Origin of the sequence: Pseudoxanthomonas wuyuanensis (assembly GCF_900215535.1) — a bacterium.
Classification (GTDB): Bacteria; Pseudomonadota; Gammaproteobacteria; order Xanthomonadales; family Xanthomonadaceae; genus Pseudoxanthomonas_A; species Pseudoxanthomonas_A wuyuanensis.
In genome coordinates this window covers 57,438-76,269 of sequence record NZ_OCND01000009.1, presented here as the reverse complement: position 1 = coordinate 76,269, position 18,832 = coordinate 57,438, and the positions used below count along the sequence as shown (strand labels likewise).

Here is an 18,832-nt window from a genome sequence, read left to right as displayed (position 1 = left end):
TCCGCAAGGGTAGAATCGTAGCCGGTTCCCACCTACGGCCGCTGAGTTATGCCCATGGACAAGCGATTCGGAAGGATTTTTCCCCTGTTGCTGACGGTACTGCTGGCCGCCTGCGCCACCACCCAGGTCAGCGGCCCGGCCAAGCCGGCGCTCAACCTGGATCCGGCCTTTGCCGCCGCCGCGGCGCTGGCCGCAGGCGATACCCAGCTGACCGGCCAGGCGCGGATCGACAACGCGCGCGAGATCGAACGCCTGTTGTCGGGCCTGGACGACGCCACACTGGCGCGCGATGCCGCCGCGCTGCCGGTCGGCGACCCGATGTACAACTTCGCCGGCCGCGCGCTGCTGCGCCGCGGGCTGCCGCTGCCGCGTCCGTTCGACCGCGGCGAGCAATGGCGTTTCAATGCCGGCAACCGCCCGCCGGCCGAACGCGACGGCTATCGGCCGCCGCTCAAGCTGGCGGTGCTGCTGCCGCTGTCCGGTGAGATGGCCACCGCCGCCGCGCCGGTGCGCGACGGCCTGCTGGCCGGCTACTACGGCGAACGCCGCCGCCGGCCACAGATCGATTTCTTCGACACCGCCGGCTCGGCCGGCGGCGCGGTGGCCGCCTACGACCGTGCGGTGGCCGCCGGCGCCGATTTCGTGCTCGGCCCGCTGGGCCGCGACGAGGTCAGCGCACTGTTCGCCAGGCCCGAACTGGCGGTGCCGGCGCTGGTGCTCAATCGCGGCGCCACCCCGCCGCCGCCGGGCAACGCGGGCTTTTCGCTGGCGCCGGAAGACGACGGCGTGGCCGCTGCCGAATACCTGCTCAACCGCGAACGCCGCAATGCGCTGGTGATTGGCGGCAGCGACGATAGCGGCCGCCGCGCCGCGCAGGCGTTCGGCGAACGCTTCCGCGAGCGCGGCGGCAACATCGTGCAGGCGCTCAGCGTGGGCGATGCCCCGGGCGATCTGTCCACGGCGCTGACGGCGGCCGCGCAAGCTGGCGTGGATGCGGTGTTCCTGGCGGTGAAGGGCGCCACCGCGCGCGCGATTACCCCGCAGCTGGCATTCGCCGGGCTGGGCGGCAAGAGCCGCGTCGGCACCTCGCAACTGCTGTCGGGCACCGGCAAGGCGGAAGAGGACATGGCGCTGGACGGGATCATTTTCCCGACCGAGCTCTGGACCTCGCGCGGCGTGGCCGGGCTGCCTGCCGCCAGCGTAGTCGGCGAGCAGTTGCCGACCGCGCGCGGGCCGGCTGCGCGCCTGTTCGCGTTCGGTTACGACGCCTGGCTGCTGACCGCCTATCTGGAGCAACTGGCGGTCAACGCCAATGCCGACCTGCGCGGCGCCACCGGCACCCTGCAGATCGACGGTTTCGGCAATGTGATGCGGGCACCGGCCTGGTCGACGTTCAGCGGCGGGCGCACGGTGCCGGTCGCCGATGGCGGTTGACCGCAAGACCCGCGGCAATACCGCCGAAACCGCAGCCCAGCGCTACCTGATCCGCGCCGGACTGCGGCCCATCGCCGCCAACGCCGGCTTCCGCGCCGGCGAGCTGGATCTGGTCATGCTGGACGGTAGCGGGCGCGAGGGCGACACGGTGGTGTTCGTCGAAGTGCGCTACCGCCGCTCGTCCGCATTCGGCGGCGGCGCCGCGTCGGTGAACCTGGCCAAGCGGCGCAAGCTGGTCCGCGCGGCGCAGCTGTTCCTGGCCGGGCATCCGCAATACCGGCAGGCTCCCTGCCGTTTCGATGTGGTCGAAGCCGACGGCGCTCCCGATGCGCCGCAACTGCATTGGATCAAAGACGCCTTCCGCGCCGACGATATCTAGCGAAGCGCCATTGCAGCAGCGGCCTCCGACGGCAGCTGCGCCGGGGACGGCGTTCCTGCCCCTACAATGCCCAGGTGAACACGCCTTCCTCTGCGCTCGATGCCGAATTGTCCGCCTTGCTGGGCGAATACTGGCGCACCGACGACGTTTCCCGGCGCGCCTATGGCGAAGACAATTCCAAGCGTTATGCGCTTCCCGCCGGCGTGGCGTTGCCGGGCACTCGCCAACAGGTCATCGCGCTGGTGCGCGCCTGCCGCGCGCACCGGGTTCCCCTGGTCGCCCGCGGCGCCGGCACCAGCAGCACCGGCGCCGTCATTCCGTACCAGGGCGGTGTGGTGGTGTCGTTCGAGCGGATGAACCGGATCCTCGAGGTGAATCCGCACGACCGCTACGCCATCGTCGAACCGGGCGTGCTCAATGGCGATCTGCAGCGTGCGCTGGCGCCGCACCGCCTGTTCTGGCCGCCGGATCCGGCCAGCGCCGACATCTCCACCGTCGGCGGCAATCTGGCCTGCAACGCCGGCGGCCCGCATGCGGTCAAGTACGGCGCCACCCGCGACAATGTGCTGGGACTGAGCGCGGTCACCGGCAGCGGCGAACCGATTACCTGCGGCAGCCTGACCAGCAAGGATGCCACCGGCTACGACCTGACCCATCTGCTGATCGGCAGCGAAGGCACGCTGGCGTTGATCGTCCAGGCCACACTGAAGCTGCTGCCGCTGCCGGCGCAGCACGGCAGCCTGCGTGCCCTGTACACGGACGTGTCCAGCGCGGCGGCGGCGGTCGCACGCATCATGGCCCAGCCGCAGACGCCATCGATGCTGGAATTCATGGATCGCGCCTGCATCCGGCTGGCGCGCGAGGTCGGCGGCGCGGATATCCCCGATGCCGGCGCGTTGCTGATGATCGAAACCGATGGCGATGCGGCAACCCTGCCGTACGCGCTGGAAACGATCGCCGGCGCCGCCAACGGCGAAGGTTTGATCGCGCTGGACGATGCGCCCGATGACGCCTCCCGGGAGAAGCTGTGGGCCGCGCGCCGGTCGCTGTCGCCGGCCCTGCGCACGATCGCCAGCGGCAAGATCAACGAGGACGTGGTGGTGCCGGTGTCGCGGATTCCGGAACTGGTGGCGGGGGTCGAAGCGATGGCCGCCGAGTACGCGCTACCCATCGTCGCCTTCGGCCATGCCGGCAACGGCAACCTGCACGTCAACATCCTGTTCGACCCCGACGATGAAGCGCAGAGCCTGCGCGCGCAGACGGCGTTGCCGCGGCTGTTCGCCTTGACGCTGTCGCTGGGCGGCACGCTGTCCGGCGAGCACGGCATCGGCGTGGCCAAGCGCGAATTCATGCGCGATGCCTTCGAGCCGGCCACACTGGCGACGATGCGCGCGGTCAAGGCCGCACTGGATCCCGACGGTATCCTCAATCCGGGCAAGGTGCTGCCCTGAGAACCTGTGCAAAGTCTTGCTGCGCCTGCCATCCGGCAACGCGCGGCGGGCGTGAAGACCAACAGGGGTCTGTGCCTGCCGCCTGCGCAGGTGTACAACAGCGCCATGGATATGGTTGAGCGCATGCTGCCGGGACAGATCAGCCCTCGGCTGAAGCACGGGACCCGGAATTCGGGACGCGAAGAAAGCGCCGGACCCGGGCCCCTGGCGGAGCGACAGCAAGAGCGGCGCGATCGATGGCGCTTCGCTGCTGCCGCAAGCCGCCATGGATCGCCGTGGCGGCTGCCTGCGGTTGCGGCTGGCGCGGCTTCTGTCCGTTGAGTCGAGGCCGATGAAGACCCACGCCACTACACCTTCCCCACCAGCGCCCACGCCGCCCTCTCCCGGCAGCGCTCTGCGCCCGGTCGAACGCTGGCGCCAGGGCGAACGCTGTCGGCTTGCCGATCACATTGCCGAGGAAGTGCCGGTGGCGTTTGTCTGCAACGGCCAGCCGTTCGCGGTGATGATGGCCACGCCGGCGGACCTGGAGGATTTTGCACTTGGCTTCGCGCTGAGCGAGGGCATCGTCGAAGCTGTCGCCGAGATCGCAATCGAGCGGATCGAGCCATCGCTGGAGGGCGTGGAAATCCGGCTGACGATTCCACAAGCCCGCGCCGACGCGCTGGAGCGACGCCGGCGCGGCCTGGGCGGGCGCAGCGGCTGCGGCATCTGCGGCAGCGAACTGCTGGAAACCGCATTGCGCCAGCCGGCGCCGGTCCGCGCCGATGTCCGCATCCAGGTCGCCGCGCTGCGGCGCGCGTTGCGCGAACTGCAGCCTGCGCAGGCGCTCAACGCACGCACCGGCGCCACCCACGCCGCCGGCTGGGCGGCGCCGGACGGCAGCCTGCGCCTGCTGCGCGAGGACATCGGCCGCCACAATGCGCTCGACAAGCTGATCGGCGCGATGCTGCGCACGGGCGAAGATGCGGGCAACGGTTTCCTGGTGGTCACCAGCCGCGCCAGCTACGAGATGGCGATGAAGACCGCCAGCGCCGGCATCGCGCTGATGGCGGCGGTATCGGCGCCGACCGCGCTGGCGATCTCGCTGGCCGAACGCGCCAACCTCACCTTGATCGGTTTCGCGCGCCAGGACGGCCACGCCGTCTATACCCACCCGCAACGCCTGCTGCCGGAACGGCCGGACGGCGCGCATCCATCCGGCCATTGAAAACCGCACCGGCGCGGCAACGATGAGCGACAGCCCCTGCGGTTCGAGAACGCCATGACCAAGAAGACCATCCGCGAATACGACGGCCCGGCAGGCGGCTGGGATTCGCTGCGCAGCGTGGCCAAGCACCTGATGGCGCAGGACGTGGCGGTGCGCGGTGCCAGGACGCTGCTGTCGATGAACCAGCCCGACGGCTTCGACTGCCCCGGCTGCGCCTGGCCCGACCGCGACCATGCCTCCACCTTCGAATTCTGCGAAAACGGCGCCAAGGCGGTGGCTGCCGAATCGACCCGGCACCGCGCCGGTCCGCAACTGTTCGCCCGTTACACGGTCGCGCAGCTGGCCGGCTACAGCGACCACTGGCTCGAGGATCAGGGCCGGCTGACCACGCCGATGCGCTACGACGCCGCCAGCGACCGCTACCTGCCGGTGCAATGGGACCAGGCCTTCGCGCTGATCGCGCGGCATCTCAACGGCCTGGATTCGCCCGACCAGGCGATCTTCTACACCTCCGGCCGCACCAGCAACGAGGCGGCGTTCCTGTACCAGTTGTTCGTGCGCGCCTTCGGCACCAACAACTTCCCGGACTGCTCCAACATGTGCCACGAGCCGTCCGGCGTGGCGCTGAAACAGCAGATCGGGGTCGGCAAGGGCACCGTGTCGCTGCAGGACTTCGAGCAGGCCGACGCGATCCTGATCTTCGGCCAGAATCCGGGCACCAATCATCCGCGCATGCTCGGCGAACTGCGCGACGCGGCCAAGCGCGGGGCGGCGATCGTGTCGTTCAATCCGCTGCGCGAACGCGGGTTGGAGCGTTTCGCCGATCCCAAGGACAAACTGGAGATGCTGCACAGCGGTTCGACACGGATCTCGTCGGACTACTTCCAGTTGAAGATCGGCGGCGACCTGGCCGCGATCAAGGGCATGATCAAGCATGTGCTCGAGCGCGATGCCGAGGCGCTGGCGCGCGGCGATGCCTCCCTGCTCGACCGCGACTTCATCGCCGCGCACACCACCGGCTTCGACGCCTTCGCCGCCGATGTCGCAGCCGAACCGTGGCCGACCATCGTCGAGGAATCGGGGCTGGCGGAAGCGCAACTGCGCCGCGCCGGCGACATCTATCTGCAGTCCGAACGCGTCATCGCCTGCTGGGGCATGGGCATCACCCAGCACAAGCATTCGGTGGCCACCATCCACATGATCGTCAATCTGTTGCTGCTGCGCGGCAACCTTGGCCGCCCTGGCGCCGGCGCCTGCCCGGTGCGCGGGCACAGCAACGTGCAGGGCGATCGCACGATGATGATCTACGAAAAGCCGCCGCAGGAATTCCTGGACCGGCTGCGCGACGTGTTCGGCTTCGAGCCACCGCGCGCCGAAGGCTACGACACCATCGGCGCGATCGAGGCGATGGGCGACGGCCGCGCCAAGGTCTTTTTCGGCATGGGCGGCAACTTCGCCACCGCCACGCCGGACACCGCCGCCACCCACCGCGCGTTGCGCAACTGCGATCTGACCGTGCATGTGACCACCAAGCTCAACCGCAGCCATCTGGTGCATGGCAGGGAAGCGCTGATCCTGCCGTGCCTGGGACGGACCGAGATCGACGTGCAGGCCGGCGGCCCGCAGGCGGTGACCGTCGAGGACTCGATGAGCATGGTGCACCTGTCCGCAGGCATCAATCCGCCGGCTGCGGACGGGCTGTTGTCGGAGCCGGCCATCGTCGCGCGGCTGGCCGAAGCGGTGCTGGGTACGCGCAACGCCATCCGCTGGCGCTGGCTGACCGAGGACTACGACCGCATCCGCGACCTGATTGCCCGCACGTTCGACGAATTCCACGACTTCAACACGCGCGTGCGCGTGCCGGGCGGCTTCCGCCTGCCCAATACCGCGCGCGACCGCATCTGGGTAAATCCCGCCGGGCGCGCGGTGTTCAACCCGCATCCGGTGCCTACCGACAACCCGATCCATCGCGCCCGCGTGCGCCGCGCCGACATGCCGGTATTCAACCTCAGCACGCTGCGCTCGCATGATCAGTACAACACCACGGTCTACGGCCTGGACGATCGCTACCGCGGCGTGTTCGGCGAACGCCGGGTCGTGTTCGCGCATAGCGACGACATCGCCGCGCTCGGCCTGGGCGCCGGCGACTGGGTCGATCTGGAGAGCCTGGCCGACGACGGCGTGCGCCGTACCGCCCGGCGTTTCATGCTGGTGGCCTACGACATTCCGCGCGGCTGCCTGGCGGCGTACTACCCGGAGACCAATGCGCTGGTACCGCTGTCCAGCTTTGCCGATGAAGCGCGCACGCCGACCTCCAAGTCGATCCCGGTGATCGCGACGCCGCACCAACCCCGGCCCGACGCCAGCGCGCCGGCGCCGCGCGACATCCCGGCCGCCCTTGTCCGCTGATCCGCTGGCGCAGGCCGTGCTGGCCGAACTTGCGCGGCATGCCGAAGGCGTTTCGCTGTCGCGGCTGTGCAAGCGCCTGGATGTGCGCATGAGCGCGCTGCTGCGCGCGCTGGCATGGCTGGGCGAAGACGCCATCGGCGGCACGCCCGGGCCCGGCTGGGTGCAACTGGAAACCGATGGCGCCCGCACCACCGCGCGACTGACCGAGCGAGGCAGATCGGCGTTGGCCGCACGGTCGCCGGTGGCGAATCAGTAGAGGGTATTCGCAAGCCGACGACCGTCCCCACACGTCGAACCCAGCTTGTTCACATCCGTTGGGAACCCGAGGCGATGGGAAGCTTGTGGGAGCGACGCGAGTCGCGACGGATGCATCAACGTCGCGACTCGCGTCGCTCCCACAACGTAATATCAATGCATCGAACCGTGACGCGGGCATCGACATGGGCAAAGCTAGCTCCGCTGGCGTCGACCATGCGGTCGAGCACCACATCCGCGCATTTGCAGGCGCGTCTCCGCATCAGGTGCCGGGCGACTTTTGCAGGAATTCTGACGGCGCTGGGCTGGCGCCTGTGCGGGAGTAAACCATCAAGGGCGCGGGAAACACCTAGCTGCATTTGCTCCAGGTATCACGGCCCCGTCAGGCGAAGTGATCGTAGCCTTGCCGCGACGGCTGCCAGCGGTTGCCTTGCGCATCGACAGCCAGGACACCCTGTCCTGTCCGGATGATGCCGATGCGGGTGAAGCGAAGGTCAAGGATCTGCGCCAGCGCTTCGATGCGTTCGCGCGCATCGGCGGGCGCGGTGAAACACAGTTCGTAATCGTCGCCACCGCCGGCCTGGAATTCGGCGCGTTGTGCGACGGCGAAGGTTTGCAACAGTGCCGCGGAGGCCGGCAGCGCCGCCACTTGCACCTGCGCCGCGACACCGCTGCGCGCGCAGATATGGCCCAGGTCGGCCAGCAGGCCGTCGGAGACATCGACGCAGGCATGGGCGAGGCCGATCAACGCCTGCCCGGCCGCCAGCCGCGGCGTCGGGCGATCCAGCCGCGAACGCAGGAACGGCTCGGGTTCGGACGCATCCAGTTGCGCCAGCGCGGCACCGGCGTCGCCCAGCGTGCCGGTGACCCAGACATCATCGCCGACTTGCGCTGCGTCGCGGCGCAGCGCGCAGCCGCTTTCGACCAGGCCGATGGCGGTCACCGAAATCGACAACGGGCCGCGGGTGGTATCGCCGCCGACCAGGCCGATACCGTGCGCCTGCGCCAGCGGCAGAAACCCGTCCAGGAAGGCATCGACCCAGGCCGGATCGGAAACTGGCAACGACAATGACAGCGTGCACCAGGCCGGGCGCGCGCCCATCGCCGCCAGATCCGACAGGTTGACCGCCAGCGCCTTCCAGCCGATATCGGCCGCCGCGGCCGATTCGGGGAAGTGCACGCCTGCATTGAGCGTATCGGCGGTAACCGCCAGTTGCATGCCCGCCGGCGGCTGCAGCAGCGCCGCGTCGTCGCCGATACCCAGCACCACGTCCGCGCGCGCAGCGATACGCGAACGGATGCGGGCTATCAGGTCGAACTCGCCAGGATTCATCGCCAGAGAATAACGGAGCCGCCTGTTGGTAGGAGCGCCAGGGACAGCGCTCGCACCGCACCCATTGAGGGTTCAGCGGCCTTTGTTGCCGGCCTCGACCGGCCGCCACTCCAGCGCGGCGCGATCCAGCACGCCGTTGACGTAGGTATGGCCGTGCTCGGCGCCGAAGCGCTTGGAGGTCTCGATGGCCTCGTTCAGCACCACCCGGTACGGCACATCGATACGGTGGCGCAGTTCGTAGGCGGCGATGCGCAGCACCGCACGTTCGATCGGGTCCACTTCCTCGACGCCGCGGTCCAGGTGCGGCAGCAGGGCCTCATCCAGTTCGGCCCGGTGCCTGACCACCCCGCGCACCAGGTCCTCGAAGTACTCCAGGTCGGCGATTTCGTGCGCCTGTTCATGGGCGAACTGGGCGATCACCTGCCCGATTTCGCCGCCGGACACCTGCCAGGCGTACAGCGCCTGCAGCGCACGGCGGCGCGCACGCGCGCGGGTGACCGGGTCGACGCCGTCCTTGCGGTGGGAATGATGATGTCGGCTCACGGTCGCTCCTGTGCAGCGCGGTTCAAGACAACTGCTCGAGCAGTTGCGCCATTTCGATGGCCGCCAATGCGGCTTCCTCGCCCTTGTTGCCGTGGCTGCCGCCGGCCCGCGCTTCGGCATCCTCGATGCGTTCGACCGCCAGCACACCGTTGAGTACGGGAATCCCGTAATCCAGCTGTACCCGCATCAGTCCTTCGGCGCAACCGTCGGCGACATGCTCGTAATGGCGGGTGTCGCCGCGGATCACGCAGCCCAGCGCGATGATCGCCGCATGGCCGCCAGCGGCGCCGATGCGCGCGGCGGCGGCCGGAATCTCCCAGGCGCCGGGCACGCGGATCACATCGATGGCGTCCTCGCCCACGCCGTTGCCGGCCAGGCTCTGCCGCGCGCCGGCCACCAGCACATCGGCGATGCGCGGATTCCAGCGGCTGGCGATGATCGCGAAGCGGGCGCCTTCAGGGGCGCGCAGATCGCCTTCGTAGTGGGACATGGGGCTTGGGGTTCCTTGGGGTTGTGCAGTTTAGCAGGCGGGGGAAGGGGAGCCGGGGGACGGGTGAGGATTGAGGAGTGAGGGGCGAGGAGTGAGAAACGAGGAACAGGACTCGGGACTCGGGACTCGGGACTCGGGAGGCGGGAGGCGGGAGGCGGGAGGCAGCCCTAGGAACAGGCCCCTTGCTGAGCCAGCAGGTAAACAGCCTCCTTGCGAGGCACTTCAACAGTCAAATGGCTGGTCAAGGGAGGGCTAGGGCGTGAGCGTTTCTCGTTCCTCACTTCTCACTTCTCACTTCTCACTTCTCGTTTCTCGTTTCTCGTTTCTCGTTCCTCGTTTCTCGCTCCTCACTTCTGGTCCCTGGCCCCGCTCAAGCCACCACATACTCCACCACTTCCAGGCCAAACCCGGCCAGGCCGACCTGCCGACGCGGCGTGCCCAGCACGCGCAGCTTGCCCAGGCCCAGGTCGGCCAGGATCTGCGCACCGGCGCCGTTGCGCCGCCAGTGGCCCACGTCCTTGGCATGCGCACCGGTTTCCGGCCGGTTGGCGGAGGGTTCGGCGCGCAGCCGCGCCAACAGTGCCTCGGTGTTGCGCGGCGCCGACAACACCACCATCACGCCCTGCCCTTCGGCCGCGATCGCGCGCAGCGCGTCGGTGCCGGCCACGCCGAAATCCTCCCGCTGCCAGTGCAGCAGGTCGGCCAGCGGGTTCTCCACCTGCACGCGCACCAGGGTGGGCGTGGCGCTGTCGGGTGCGCCGCGCACCAGCGCAAAGTGCAGATCATGGGCAATGCGGTCACGGTAGGTGACCAGCCGGAACGGACCGAACTCGGTTTCGATGTCGCGCTCATCCAGGCGTTCCACCGTGTGCTCGGTCGCCAGGCGGTAGGCGATCAGGTCGGCGATGGAACCCATCTTCAAGCCGTGCTCGCGCGCGAACGCTTCCAGCTGCGGGCGCCGCGCCATGCTGCCATCGGGGTTCAGCACCTCCACCAGCACGCCGGCCGGTTCCAATCCCGCCAGCATCGGCAGATCGCTGGCGGCCTCGGTATGGCCGGCGCGGGTCAGCACGCCGCCGGGCTGGGAGATCAGCGGGAAGATGTGGCCCGGCTGGCTGAGGTCGCTGGGTTTGGCATCGGGGCGCACGGCGGTGCGCACGGTGTGCGCGCGGTCGTAGGCGGAAATGCCGGTGGTGACGCCTTCGGCGGCCTCGATGCTGACGGTGAAATTGGTATGGAACTGCGCGGTGTTGTTCTGCACCATCGGCGCCAGACCGAGTTGCGCGCAACGCTCGCGGGTCAGCGACAGGCAGACCAGGCCGCGCGCATGGGTGACCATGAAGTTGATGTCCGACGGCTTTACCAGCTCGGCGGCCATGATCAGATCGCCTTCGTTCTCGCGATCTTCGTCATCGACGATGACGACCATGCGACCGTTGCGGATTTCTTCGAGCAGTTCGGGAATCGGGGCGAAAGGCATGGGAATTCCAGGAAGGGATTGTCTGCCCATCATCCCGGCACGCTGGGATGACGGTACGTGTCCTGTCAGGGCGCCGGGGAACCCTGCAGCAATCGCTCGACATAGCGGGCGACCAGATCGATTTCCAGGTTCACCGCATCGCCAACGCCGGTTTGCGAAAACGCGGTATGCGCGACGGTGTGCGGGATCAGCGCCACTTCGAAACCTTCGGCATCGACCTGGTTGACGGTCAGGCTGACGCCGTCCACGCAGATCGAGCCCTTCCTGGCGATGTAGCGCAGCAGCGGCGCCGGTGCGGCAAAACGCCAGCGTTGCGCGCGCGCATCCTCGTGGATGGACAGCACATGGCCGACGCCGTCGACGTGGCCGCTGACCAGATGGCCGCCCAGCCGGTCGGTCGGTTGCATGGCGCGCTCCAGATTGACCTGCGCATCGGACTTCAACGCGCCCAGCGTGGTCAGGGCCAGCGTTTCGTTGGAGGCATCGGCCTGGAACCAGTCTTCGCCGAAAGCGACAACGGTCAGGCAGACGCCGTTGACGGCGATGCTCTCGCCCAGCCGCACGCCGGTAAACGGCAGGGTGCCGGTGGTCACGGTCAGCCGCACGTCGCCACCCAGCGGTTCGGCTTTGGCCAGCGCGCCGACGCCTTCGATGATGCCAGTGAACATCAGCGCACCCCCGTCATGGCACGGCGAATGCCGGTGCGAAGCGGTGTTCTTTCACGATTCCCCGCACATGAGTGTCCGGGTTTTGGCAGAAGGAGCTGCATATCGACGTTTCCCGCAGAAGAAAGCGAAAAACGCCTCCACAGGCGCGAGGCAGGCGCGCGCAGCCGCGCCAGCGCGCAGTTGCGGCGTTGCCGTCTTCTTTCATCCGGACTCTAGCGAGCGACTGGCGCGAACCGCCGCTTGCAACCGTCGGCTCCGGCATCGGACCGGATCTGCTGACCCTTCCCGCAGGGAAGGCGCTCGCGGGCTTGCAGGCATTCCGGGGAATGCGTTGCCTACCGCCGGTGGGGAATCTCACCCCGCCCTGAAGACGTTACTGGTATGCCGGACAACCGGCGCCGGCATTCTAGCACTGCCCGCCAGAGCGGCCCGCCGGCGCAGGCTGAACAAACCGTTCCGTTTCCGACCGGAGGCGGGATTCGGCGCCCGAAAACCGAAAGCGGTCAAGGCCCGGCTGCCTGCTCTTTCGCAGCCTGCTCTTCCAGGGTCGGTTTGCGGCGCAGATGCAGGACCAGCGGCCAGCGCATCGTGCGCACCTGTGCCGGATCGCCCCAGGCCTCGGCCAGTGCCGGGGCATGGAGCTGGACCGGGTCCTGGCCGGTATCGGCGCGAAAGCACACCGTCGCCGACAGGCTGCCGAAATAACCCAGCAGCTGCGCCAGATTCCATTCGGCGGTCAGCCACATCGACGGCGCCGGCAGTGCGGCGAACGGCCAGGCATAGTCGGTATAGCCGATATCGACGTCGTCGCGTTCCGGCGGCCAGTAGCGGTCGATATCGTCGCGCAGGGCCTCGGCGGCCGGCGCCAGATCGTCGGTGAACACGATGTCCTGGTAGGTCCACGCCGCCAGCACCCCGCCGGGCTGCATCACCCGTTCGCAGCTGGCGAAAAAGCGGGTACGGTCGAACCAGTGCAGCGCCTGCGCGACCACGATCAGGCCGACGCTGCTGTCCGGCAGCGAGGTGGTTTCGGCGGTTTCCACCGCCAGCGTCACATTGGCCGGATGCTCGCGATTGGCCCAGTGATGCTCGATCTGCTGGGCGCTGGGGTCGGTGGCGAACACATGCGCGAAACGCTCGCTCAGCGCACGCGTGGCCTGGCCGCTGCCGCAGCCCGGTTCCCAGACCCGCGCGCTGGCGGGCACGACCGCGGAGATGGCGTCGTACAGCGCGGCCGGATAACCCGGCCGCGATGCGGCGTAGGTCTTGGCGATGCCGGAAAAATGGTCTTTGAAGGTGGCCATGGTCGCTATCGCAGAGGTTCAGCGGCCGGCAAGCGGCCGCAGCAGAAGACGCTGATCCTCGCCAATCGTGCGCGCGTCGACAATCTCCAGTTGCGTGCGCTGGGCCATCGTGTCGATGCCCAGCCCGCCGAACAGCGGCCGGGCGCGGTCGCCCAGCAGCACCGGCGCCACATACAGCAGGATTTCGTCGGCCAGCCCGGCGGCGATGAATGCCCCGGCCAGGGTGGCGCCGGCTTCCACCTGCACTTCGTTGATGCCGCGCGCGGCCAGCAGCTGCAACACCGCCAGCAGGTCGAAGTTGCTGCCCTGGGCCGGCGCCACCACCCGTTGCGCGTCGATCTGGCGCGGCGGTTTGGCGTCGGCGGTGTGCACATACAGCGTTGGGGCGTCCCCCTCGCGCACCCGCCCCCGCGCCACCGTGGCCAGGCCCGGGTCCAGCACCACCCGCAGCGGCGGCTCGAACGGCGTGCCGTCGCCCAACCGCACCGTCAGCGAAGGGTCGTCGGCCAGCACGGTGCCGGCGCCGGTCAGGATGGCGCCGGCGCGCGCGCGCCAGTGCTGCACATCCAGCCGCGAGGCCTCGCCGCTGATCCATTTGGAATCGCCATTGGCCATGGCGGTACGGCCGTCCAGGCTGGTGGCCAGCTTGACCCGCAACCAGGGACGGCCGCGTTCCTGCCGCGACAGGTAGCCGCGATTGAGGTGGCGCGCCTGCGTTTCCATCAACCCCGACGAGGCTTCGATGCCGGCGGCGCGGAGCCGGTCGAAGCCGGCGCCGTCCACCTGCGGGAACGGATCGCGCATGGCGGCGACCACCCGCGCCACCCCGGCTGCGACCAGCGCATCGGCACAGGGCCCGGTGCGGCCGGTGTGCGCGCAGGGCTCCAGGGTCACGTAGGCGGTGGCACCGCGGGCGCGATCGCCAGCGGCCTGCAACGCCAGCACTTCCGCATGCGCCTCGCCGGCCCTCTGGTGCCAGCCCTCGCCAATCACCTCGCCATCGCTGGCGATCACGCAGCCCACCATCGGGTTGGGCCGGGTGGTGTAGGCGCCGCGTTCGGCCAGGCGCAACGCGCGCGCCATGCACTGATGGTCGAAGGCGGTGAATGTCGCTTCAGTCACGGTCGTCATGTTCTTGCAGCCTGTTGTCGCCGAATGCGTCGGCCCGCCACCATCTGCGTACAGCGCCGGGTCCGCAAGGGTAACGGAACCGGCTGGCGCGGTTCCGAACCGGAGCAAGGCAGAGGCGCGCCGCGTCCCATCCGGTCAGCGCGCCGGCTCGATGGCCATCACGGCAACCGACAACGGCCCCAGCAACAGCCGGTCCTGGATGCGCCAGCCGAGCGCGCGGTAATAGTCGGTCAGCGCATCGGTGCAATACAGGTACAGCCGCGGCACCGCCAGCGCAGCGGCTTCCTCCACGCAGCGCGCCACCAGCGCGCGCCCGACCCCGCCGCTTCGCGCCCGCGGGCAGACGTAGAGACTGGCCAGCCATGGCGAATACTGGCGGATGTCATCGTGATCGTTCTGCAGCAGGCTGACCGATCCCAGCCACTGTTCGCCCTCCATCGCCACCCAGGTGGTGGGGATGGCGCGCCGCCGGGTATGGCTGCGCAACTCGTCCTCGGCCTGGGCCACCGTCCAGTCCGGCAGCAGCGCGCCGAAAGCGGCCACATGCGCCCGCGCCAGCTCGGGAATCAGGACCGGCCGATCGCAGAGATAGTCGATTTCCAAGCCGGTCAGCGCTTCTTGTTCTTGTCGATGTTCTTGTCGAACGGCACCACATCGCCGCCGAGCAGCGGCAACTGGCCGCTGGCGGTGGGCAGGTCGCGTTCGAGCTTCTCGATCTCCTCGCGGAAATCGGCCACGTCCTCGAAACTGCGGTAGACCGAGGCGAAACGCACGTAGCCTACGTGATCGAGCTTGCGCAGTTCGGCCATGACGAATTCGCCGATGCGCCGCGACGGCAGTTCGCGCTCCCCGCTCATGCGCATCTGGTGGATCACCGCGCGCACGGCCGATTCGATCTGTTCCTCGGACACCGGCCGCTTCTGCAGCGCGCGGTCGAAACCGGCGCGAAGCTTGCGCGCATCGAAGGTGTCGCGGCGGCCATCGCTCTTGATCACCGCCGGCAGCTTGATTTCGATGTTCTCCAGCGTGCTGAAGCGCTCCCCGCAGGCCTCGCACTCGCGCCGGCGCCGGATCGTCGCGCCGTCTTCGGAGACGCGCGAATCGATGACGCGGGTATCTGTGTGCTGGCAGAAGGGGCAGTGCATGGGGTCAGGAACGAGTGGAAGGAACGAGAAGCGAGAAACGAGGAACGAGGAGTGAGTAACGAGTGAAAGCAACAGCGCATCGAGGGGCAGGAAACACCGCCTCTACTCGTTTCTCACTCCCCTCCACTCGATCCTCGCTTCTCATCACTCGTTTCTCGTTTCTCATCACTCGTTCCTCGCTCTCATCCGTACACCGGGTACCTGCGGCACTGCGCGGTGACGTTCTCGCGCACCCGGGCAATAACCGCTTCGTCCTTCGGATTGTCCAGCACGTCGCAGATCCAGTTGGCCAGGTCCACGCAGTCCTGCTCACCGTAGCCGCGGGTGGTCACCGCGGGGGTGCCGATGCGCAGGCCGGAGGTGACGAAGGGCTTGCGCGGATCGTTCGGCACGGAGTTCTTGTTGACGGTGATGTGCGCCTTGCCCAGTGCCTCTTCCGCGTCCTTGCCGCTGACCTCCTTGCCGATCATGTCCACCAGCATCAGGTGGTTTTCGGTGCCGCCGGAGACGATCTTGTAGCCGCGGGCGATGATCGTCTTCGCCATCGCCTGCGCGTTCTTCACCACCTGCTGCTGGTAGGCGGTGAATTCCGGCTCCAGCGCTTCCTTGAAGGCCACCGCCTTGGCCGCGATGACGTGCATCAGCGGGCCGCCCTGGATGCCGGGGAAGACGATGCTCTGCAGCTTCTTCTCGATTTCCTCGCCCATTTCGCCGCTGCCCTGCCGGCTGGACAGGATGATGCCGCCACGCGGACCGCGCAGGGTCTTGTGGGTGGTCGAGGTGACTACGTGCGCATGCTCGATCGGATTCGGGTACACGCCGGCGGCCACCAGGCCGGCGACGTGCGCCATGTCGACGAACAGGATGGCGCCAACCTTGTCGGCGATGGCGCGGAACCGCGCCCAGTCGATCTTCTGCGAATAGGCGGAGAAACCGGCCACCACCATCTTCGGCTTGTGCTCCAGCGCGAGCCTTTCGACTTCGTCGTAATCGATCAGGCCCTGGTCGTTGACGCCGTACTGGATGGCGTTGAACAGCTTGCCGGACACGTTGACCTTGGCGCCGTGGGTCAGGTGGCCGCCGTGGGCCAGGCTCATGCCCAGAATGGTGTCGCCGGGGTTCAGCAGCGCCAGGTACACGGCCTGGTTGGCCTGCGAGCCCGAATGCGGCTGCACGTTGGCGTAGCTTGCCCCGAACAGCTGCTTGACCCGGTCGATGGCCAGCTGCTCGGCGATATCGACGAATTCGCAGCCGCCGTAGTAGCGCTTGTGCGGGTAGCCCTCGGCGTACTTGTTGGTCAGCACGCTGCCCTGGGCTTCCAGCACGCGCGGACTGGCGTAGTTCTCGCTGGCGATCAGCTCGACGTGGTCTTCCTGCCGCTGGGCCTCGCAGGCGATGGCCGCAGCCAGTTCAGGGTCATAACCTTCGATACGGGCGTCGCGCGGGAACATCGTCACTCCAGAGGGCAGGGGTAAGGGTCCTGGATTGTAACGGTTCCGGTCCCGGGACAGGCCCCCGGCTCCGGCGTGCCGCCTGCCCGGGCCGCCTTTCCCGACCCGCGAACCGGCAGCGGACGGGCCACGGCTGGCAAATTGGCGCGCCACCCCCATATCCGCGATAATCCCGGTTATCCCGATTTCCTTTCGCGGCCCCTGCTTAGAGCGTGTTGTGCACTTTGAAGCACTTTCCCGCGCGCCTGGGACGCTGCAAGGCGGTGTTGCGGTCCTTGCCAAGGCGGCCAGCCTTGGCGGCGGCCCGCGCCTTGCCTCGCAGCGCCCCAGACACTCGGATAAAGCACTCCAAAGTACACGACACGCTCCAGGCCGCCGCTGCCCGCCTGTGGAGTTTTACCCCCATGTCCTCGCAATACATCTACACCATGAACGGCGTCAGCAAGACCGTGCCGCCGAAGCGCCAGATCATCAAGGACATCTCGCTGTCCTTCTTCCCGGGGGCCAAGATCGGCCTGCTGGGCCTGAACGGCGCCGGCAAGTCGACCGTGCTGAAAATCATGGCCGGCGTGGACAAGGACTTCGAGGGCGAGGCGCGCCCGCAACCCGGCATCAAGGTCGGCTACCTGGCCCAGGAGCCGGAGCTGGATCCGAACAAGACCGTGCGCGAAGCGGTCGAGGAAGGCGTTGGCGAAGTGCTGCAGGCGCAGGCCGCGCTGGATCGCGTCTATGAAGCCTATGCCGAGGAAGGCGCCGACTTCGACAAGCTGGCCGCCGAGCAGCAGCGCCTGGAGGCCATCCTGGCCGCCGGCGACGCGCATACGCTGGAGCATCAGCTGGAAGTGGCCGCCGATGCGCTGCGGCTGCCGCCGTGGGAGGCCGTGGTCGGCAAGCTGTCCGGCGGCGAGAAGCGTCGCGTGGCGCTGTGCCGCCTGCTGCTGCAGAAGCCGGACATGCTGCTGCTGGACGAACCGACCAACCACCTGGACGCCGAGTCGGTGGAATGGCTGGAACAGTTCCTGGCCCGCTACACCGGCACCGTGGTGGCGGTCACCCATGATCGCTACTTCCTGGACAACGCCGCCGAGTGGATCCTGGAACTGGATCGCGGCCGCGGCATCCCCTGGAAGGGCAACTACACCGACTGGCTGGTGCAGAAGGACGAGCGCCTGAAGCAGGAAGAGAACCAGGAAAAAGCCCGCCAGAAGGCGATCCAGAAGGAACTGGAGTGGTCGCGGCAGAACGCCAAGGGCGGCCGCAGCAAAGGCAAGGCGCGCCTGGCGCGCCTGGACGAACTGCAATCGGTCGACTACCAGAAGCGCAACGAGACCAACGAGATCTTCATTCCGCCGGGCGAGCGCCTGGGCAACAGCGTCATCGAGTTCAAGAACGTCTCCAAGAAGTTCGGCGACCGCCTGCTGATCGACAATCTGAGCTTCCTGGTGCCGCCGGGCGCCATCGTCGGCATCATCGGCCCCAACGGCGCCGGCAAGTCGACGCTGTTCAAGATGATCACCGGCCAGGAAAAGCCGGATTCGGGCACCATCAGCATCGGCCCGACCGTCAAGCTGGCCTATGTGGACCAGAGCCGCGACAAGCTGGAAGGCAACCACAACGTGTTCCAGGAAGTCTCCGGCGGCCTGGACATCCTCAACATCAACGGCGTGGAGATCCAGTCGCGCGCCTACATCGGCCGCTTCAACTTCAAGGGCCAGGACCAGCAGAAGATGGTGGGCTCGCTGTCCGGCGGCGAGCGCGGCCGCCTGCACATGGCCAAGACCCTGCTGCAGGGCGGCAACGTGCTGTTGCTGGACGAACCCTCCAACGACCTGGACATCGAAACCCTGCGTGCGCTGGAAGACGCGCTGCTGGAATTCCCCGGCAACACCTTCGTCATCAGCCATGACCGCTGGTTCCTGGACCGCATCGCCACCCACATCCTGGCCTTCGAAGGCGACTCGCATGTGGAGTTCTTCCAGGGCAACTACCGTGAATATGAAGAAGACAAGAAGCGCCGCCTGGGCGCCGAAGGCGCGCAGCCGCACCGCCTGCGCTTCAAGGCACTCAAGTGACGTGATGGCCCGTGCGCTACGCGCACGGCTTTGCCATCACGTCACCCCGGCATGCTTTTAGCCGGGGTCCAGCGCCTTTG

Annotated in this window: 16 protein-coding genes, 1 pseudogene and 1 riboswitch; of the genes and pseudogenes, 7 read left to right on the top strand and 10 right to left on the bottom strand. The window is 68.1% G+C overall.

The annotated features are described in order from the left end of the window. Positions 1 to 168: 168 nt before the first annotated feature. The 6 genes and pseudogenes from CRO39_RS16560 to CRO39_RS16535 form a co-directional block, all read left to right on the top strand. Positions 169 to 1,434: pseudogene (locus CRO39_RS16560) on the top strand (penicillin-binding protein activator); the annotation flags it as partial. Next, a complete protein-coding gene (locus CRO39_RS16555; RefSeq protein WP_097123072.1) occupies positions 1,424 to 1,813 on the top strand; it encodes a YraN family protein in 390 nt (129 codons plus the stop codon). The pseudogene CRO39_RS16560 and the gene CRO39_RS16555, both read left to right, overlap by 11 nt. A gap of 74 nt (positions 1,814 to 1,887) precedes the next feature. Further along, positions 1,888 to 3,264 (top strand): FAD-binding oxidoreductase, encoded by a 1,377-nt coding sequence (locus tag CRO39_RS16550; RefSeq protein WP_097123071.1) that lies wholly within the window; start codon positions 1,888 to 1,890, stop codon positions 3,262 to 3,264. A 331-nt stretch (positions 3,265 to 3,595) separates the two neighbouring features. Next, positions 3,596 to 4,471 carry a formate dehydrogenase accessory sulfurtransferase FdhD gene (gene fdhD, locus CRO39_RS16545; RefSeq protein ID WP_097123137.1) on the top strand — a complete coding sequence of 292 codons (876 nt, stop codon included), beginning with the start codon at positions 3,596 to 3,598 and terminating at the stop codon, positions 4,469 to 4,471. A gap of 54 nt (positions 4,472 to 4,525) precedes the next feature. Beyond that, positions 4,526 to 6,880, top strand: coding sequence for an FdhF/YdeP family oxidoreductase (locus CRO39_RS16540; RefSeq protein ID WP_097123070.1), 2,355 nt, complete (start codon positions 4,526 to 4,528; stop codon positions 6,878 to 6,880). After that, positions 6,870 to 7,136 carry a hypothetical protein gene (locus CRO39_RS16535; protein WP_097123069.1) on the top strand — a complete coding sequence of 89 codons (267 nt, stop codon included), beginning with the start codon at positions 6,870 to 6,872 and terminating at the stop codon, positions 7,134 to 7,136. Before CRO39_RS16540 ends, CRO39_RS16535 begins: the two co-directional genes overlap by 11 nt. A gap of 381 nt (positions 7,137 to 7,517) precedes the next feature. Here the strand turns inward: CRO39_RS16535 and thiL are convergent, their stop codons facing one another. The 10 genes from thiL to glyA form a co-directional block, all read right to left on the bottom strand. Then, positions 7,518 to 8,468, bottom strand: coding sequence for a thiamine-phosphate kinase (gene thiL, locus CRO39_RS16530; protein ID WP_097123068.1), 951 nt, complete (start codon positions 8,466 to 8,468; stop codon positions 7,518 to 7,520). A gap of 72 nt (positions 8,469 to 8,540) precedes the next feature. Next, on the bottom strand, positions 8,541 to 9,011 hold the full coding sequence (nusB, locus tag CRO39_RS16525) for a transcription antitermination factor NusB (protein WP_238394695.1): 471 nt from the start codon (positions 9,009 to 9,011) through the stop codon (positions 8,541 to 8,543). Positions 9,012 to 9,033: 22 nt separating this feature from the next. Then, positions 9,034 to 9,501, bottom strand: coding sequence for a 6,7-dimethyl-8-ribityllumazine synthase (gene ribH, locus CRO39_RS16520; protein ID WP_097123066.1), 468 nt, complete (start codon positions 9,499 to 9,501; stop codon positions 9,034 to 9,036). Positions 9,502 to 9,871: 370 nt separating this feature from the next. Continuing rightward, on the bottom strand, positions 9,872 to 10,981 hold the full coding sequence (gene ribB, locus CRO39_RS16515) for a 3,4-dihydroxy-2-butanone-4-phosphate synthase (RefSeq protein ID WP_097123065.1): 1,110 nt from the start codon (positions 10,979 to 10,981) through the stop codon (positions 9,872 to 9,874). 65 nt (positions 10,982 to 11,046) lie between these two features. After that, positions 11,047 to 11,649 (bottom strand): riboflavin synthase, encoded by a 603-nt coding sequence (locus CRO39_RS16510; protein WP_097123064.1) that lies wholly within the window; start codon positions 11,647 to 11,649, stop codon positions 11,047 to 11,049. A gap of 189 nt (positions 11,650 to 11,838) precedes the next feature. Next, positions 11,839 to 12,025: riboswitch (FMN riboswitch) on the bottom strand. Between the two features lie 127 nt (positions 12,026 to 12,152). After that, complete coding sequence (locus tag CRO39_RS16505) at positions 12,153 to 12,953, bottom strand: class I SAM-dependent methyltransferase (RefSeq protein WP_097123063.1); 801 nt, start codon at positions 12,951 to 12,953, stop codon at positions 12,153 to 12,155. A gap of 18 nt (positions 12,954 to 12,971) precedes the next feature. Further along, positions 12,972 to 14,084, bottom strand: a complete 1,113-nt coding sequence (ribD, locus tag CRO39_RS16500) for a bifunctional diaminohydroxyphosphoribosylaminopyrimidine deaminase/5-amino-6-(5-phosphoribosylamino)uracil reductase RibD (protein ID WP_097123062.1) — start codon at positions 14,082 to 14,084, stop codon at positions 12,972 to 12,974. A 135-nt stretch (positions 14,085 to 14,219) separates the two neighbouring features. Further along, a complete protein-coding gene (locus CRO39_RS16495) occupies positions 14,220 to 14,687 on the bottom strand; it encodes a GNAT family N-acetyltransferase (protein WP_097123061.1) in 468 nt (155 codons plus the stop codon). 5 nt (positions 14,688 to 14,692) lie between these two features. Then, positions 14,693 to 15,229: a transcriptional regulator NrdR gene (gene nrdR, locus CRO39_RS16490; RefSeq protein ID WP_097123060.1), complete on the bottom strand. Its 537-nt coding sequence runs from the start codon at positions 15,227 to 15,229 to the stop codon at positions 14,693 to 14,695. 182 nt (positions 15,230 to 15,411) lie between these two features. Next, entirely contained in the window at positions 15,412 to 16,680 is a 1,269-nt protein-coding gene (glyA, locus tag CRO39_RS16485) for a serine hydroxymethyltransferase (RefSeq protein ID WP_097123059.1), read from the bottom strand. A 404-nt stretch (positions 16,681 to 17,084) separates the two neighbouring features. Between glyA and ettA the strand changes: the two genes are divergently transcribed. Beyond that, positions 17,085 to 18,752 (top strand): energy-dependent translational throttle protein EttA, encoded by a 1,668-nt coding sequence (gene ettA / locus CRO39_RS16480; protein ID WP_097123058.1) that lies wholly within the window; start codon positions 17,085 to 17,087, stop codon positions 18,750 to 18,752. Positions 18,753 to 18,832 lie beyond the last annotated feature (80 nt).

Coding starts and splice junctions, on each gene's coding strand:
- CRO39_RS16540 (WP_097123070.1), top strand. CDS start 4,526: ATGACCAAGAAGACCATCCGCGAATACGACGGCCCGGCAGGCGGCTGG.
- CRO39_RS16555 (WP_097123072.1), top strand. CDS start 1,424: ATGGCGGTTGACCGCAAGACCCGCGGCAATACCGCCGAAACCGCAGCC.
- ribB (WP_097123065.1), bottom strand. CDS start 10,981: ATGCCTTTCGCCCCGATTCCCGAACTGCTCGAAGAAATCCGCAACGGT.
- ettA (WP_097123058.1), top strand. CDS start 17,085: ATGTCCTCGCAATACATCTACACCATGAACGGCGTCAGCAAGACCGTG.
- nrdR (WP_097123060.1), bottom strand. CDS start 15,229: ATGCACTGCCCCTTCTGCCAGCACACAGATACCCGCGTCATCGATTCG.
- CRO39_RS16510 (WP_097123064.1), bottom strand. CDS start 11,649: ATGTTCACTGGCATCATCGAAGGCGTCGGCGCGCTGGCCAAAGCCGAA.
- ribD (WP_097123062.1), bottom strand. CDS start 14,084: ATGACGACCGTGACTGAAGCGACATTCACCGCCTTCGACCATCAGTGC.
- CRO39_RS16505 (WP_097123063.1), bottom strand. CDS start 12,953: ATGGCCACCTTCAAAGACCATTTTTCCGGCATCGCCAAGACCTACGCC.
- fdhD (WP_097123137.1), top strand. CDS start 3,596: ATGAAGACCCACGCCACTACACCTTCCCCACCAGCGCCCACGCCGCCC.
- glyA (WP_097123059.1), bottom strand. CDS start 16,680: ATGTTCCCGCGCGACGCCCGTATCGAAGGTTATGACCCTGAACTGGCT.
- ribH (WP_097123066.1), bottom strand. CDS start 9,501: ATGTCCCACTACGAAGGCGATCTGCGCGCCCCTGAAGGCGCCCGCTTC.
- thiL (WP_097123068.1), bottom strand. CDS start 8,468: ATGAATCCTGGCGAGTTCGACCTGATAGCCCGCATCCGTTCGCGTATC.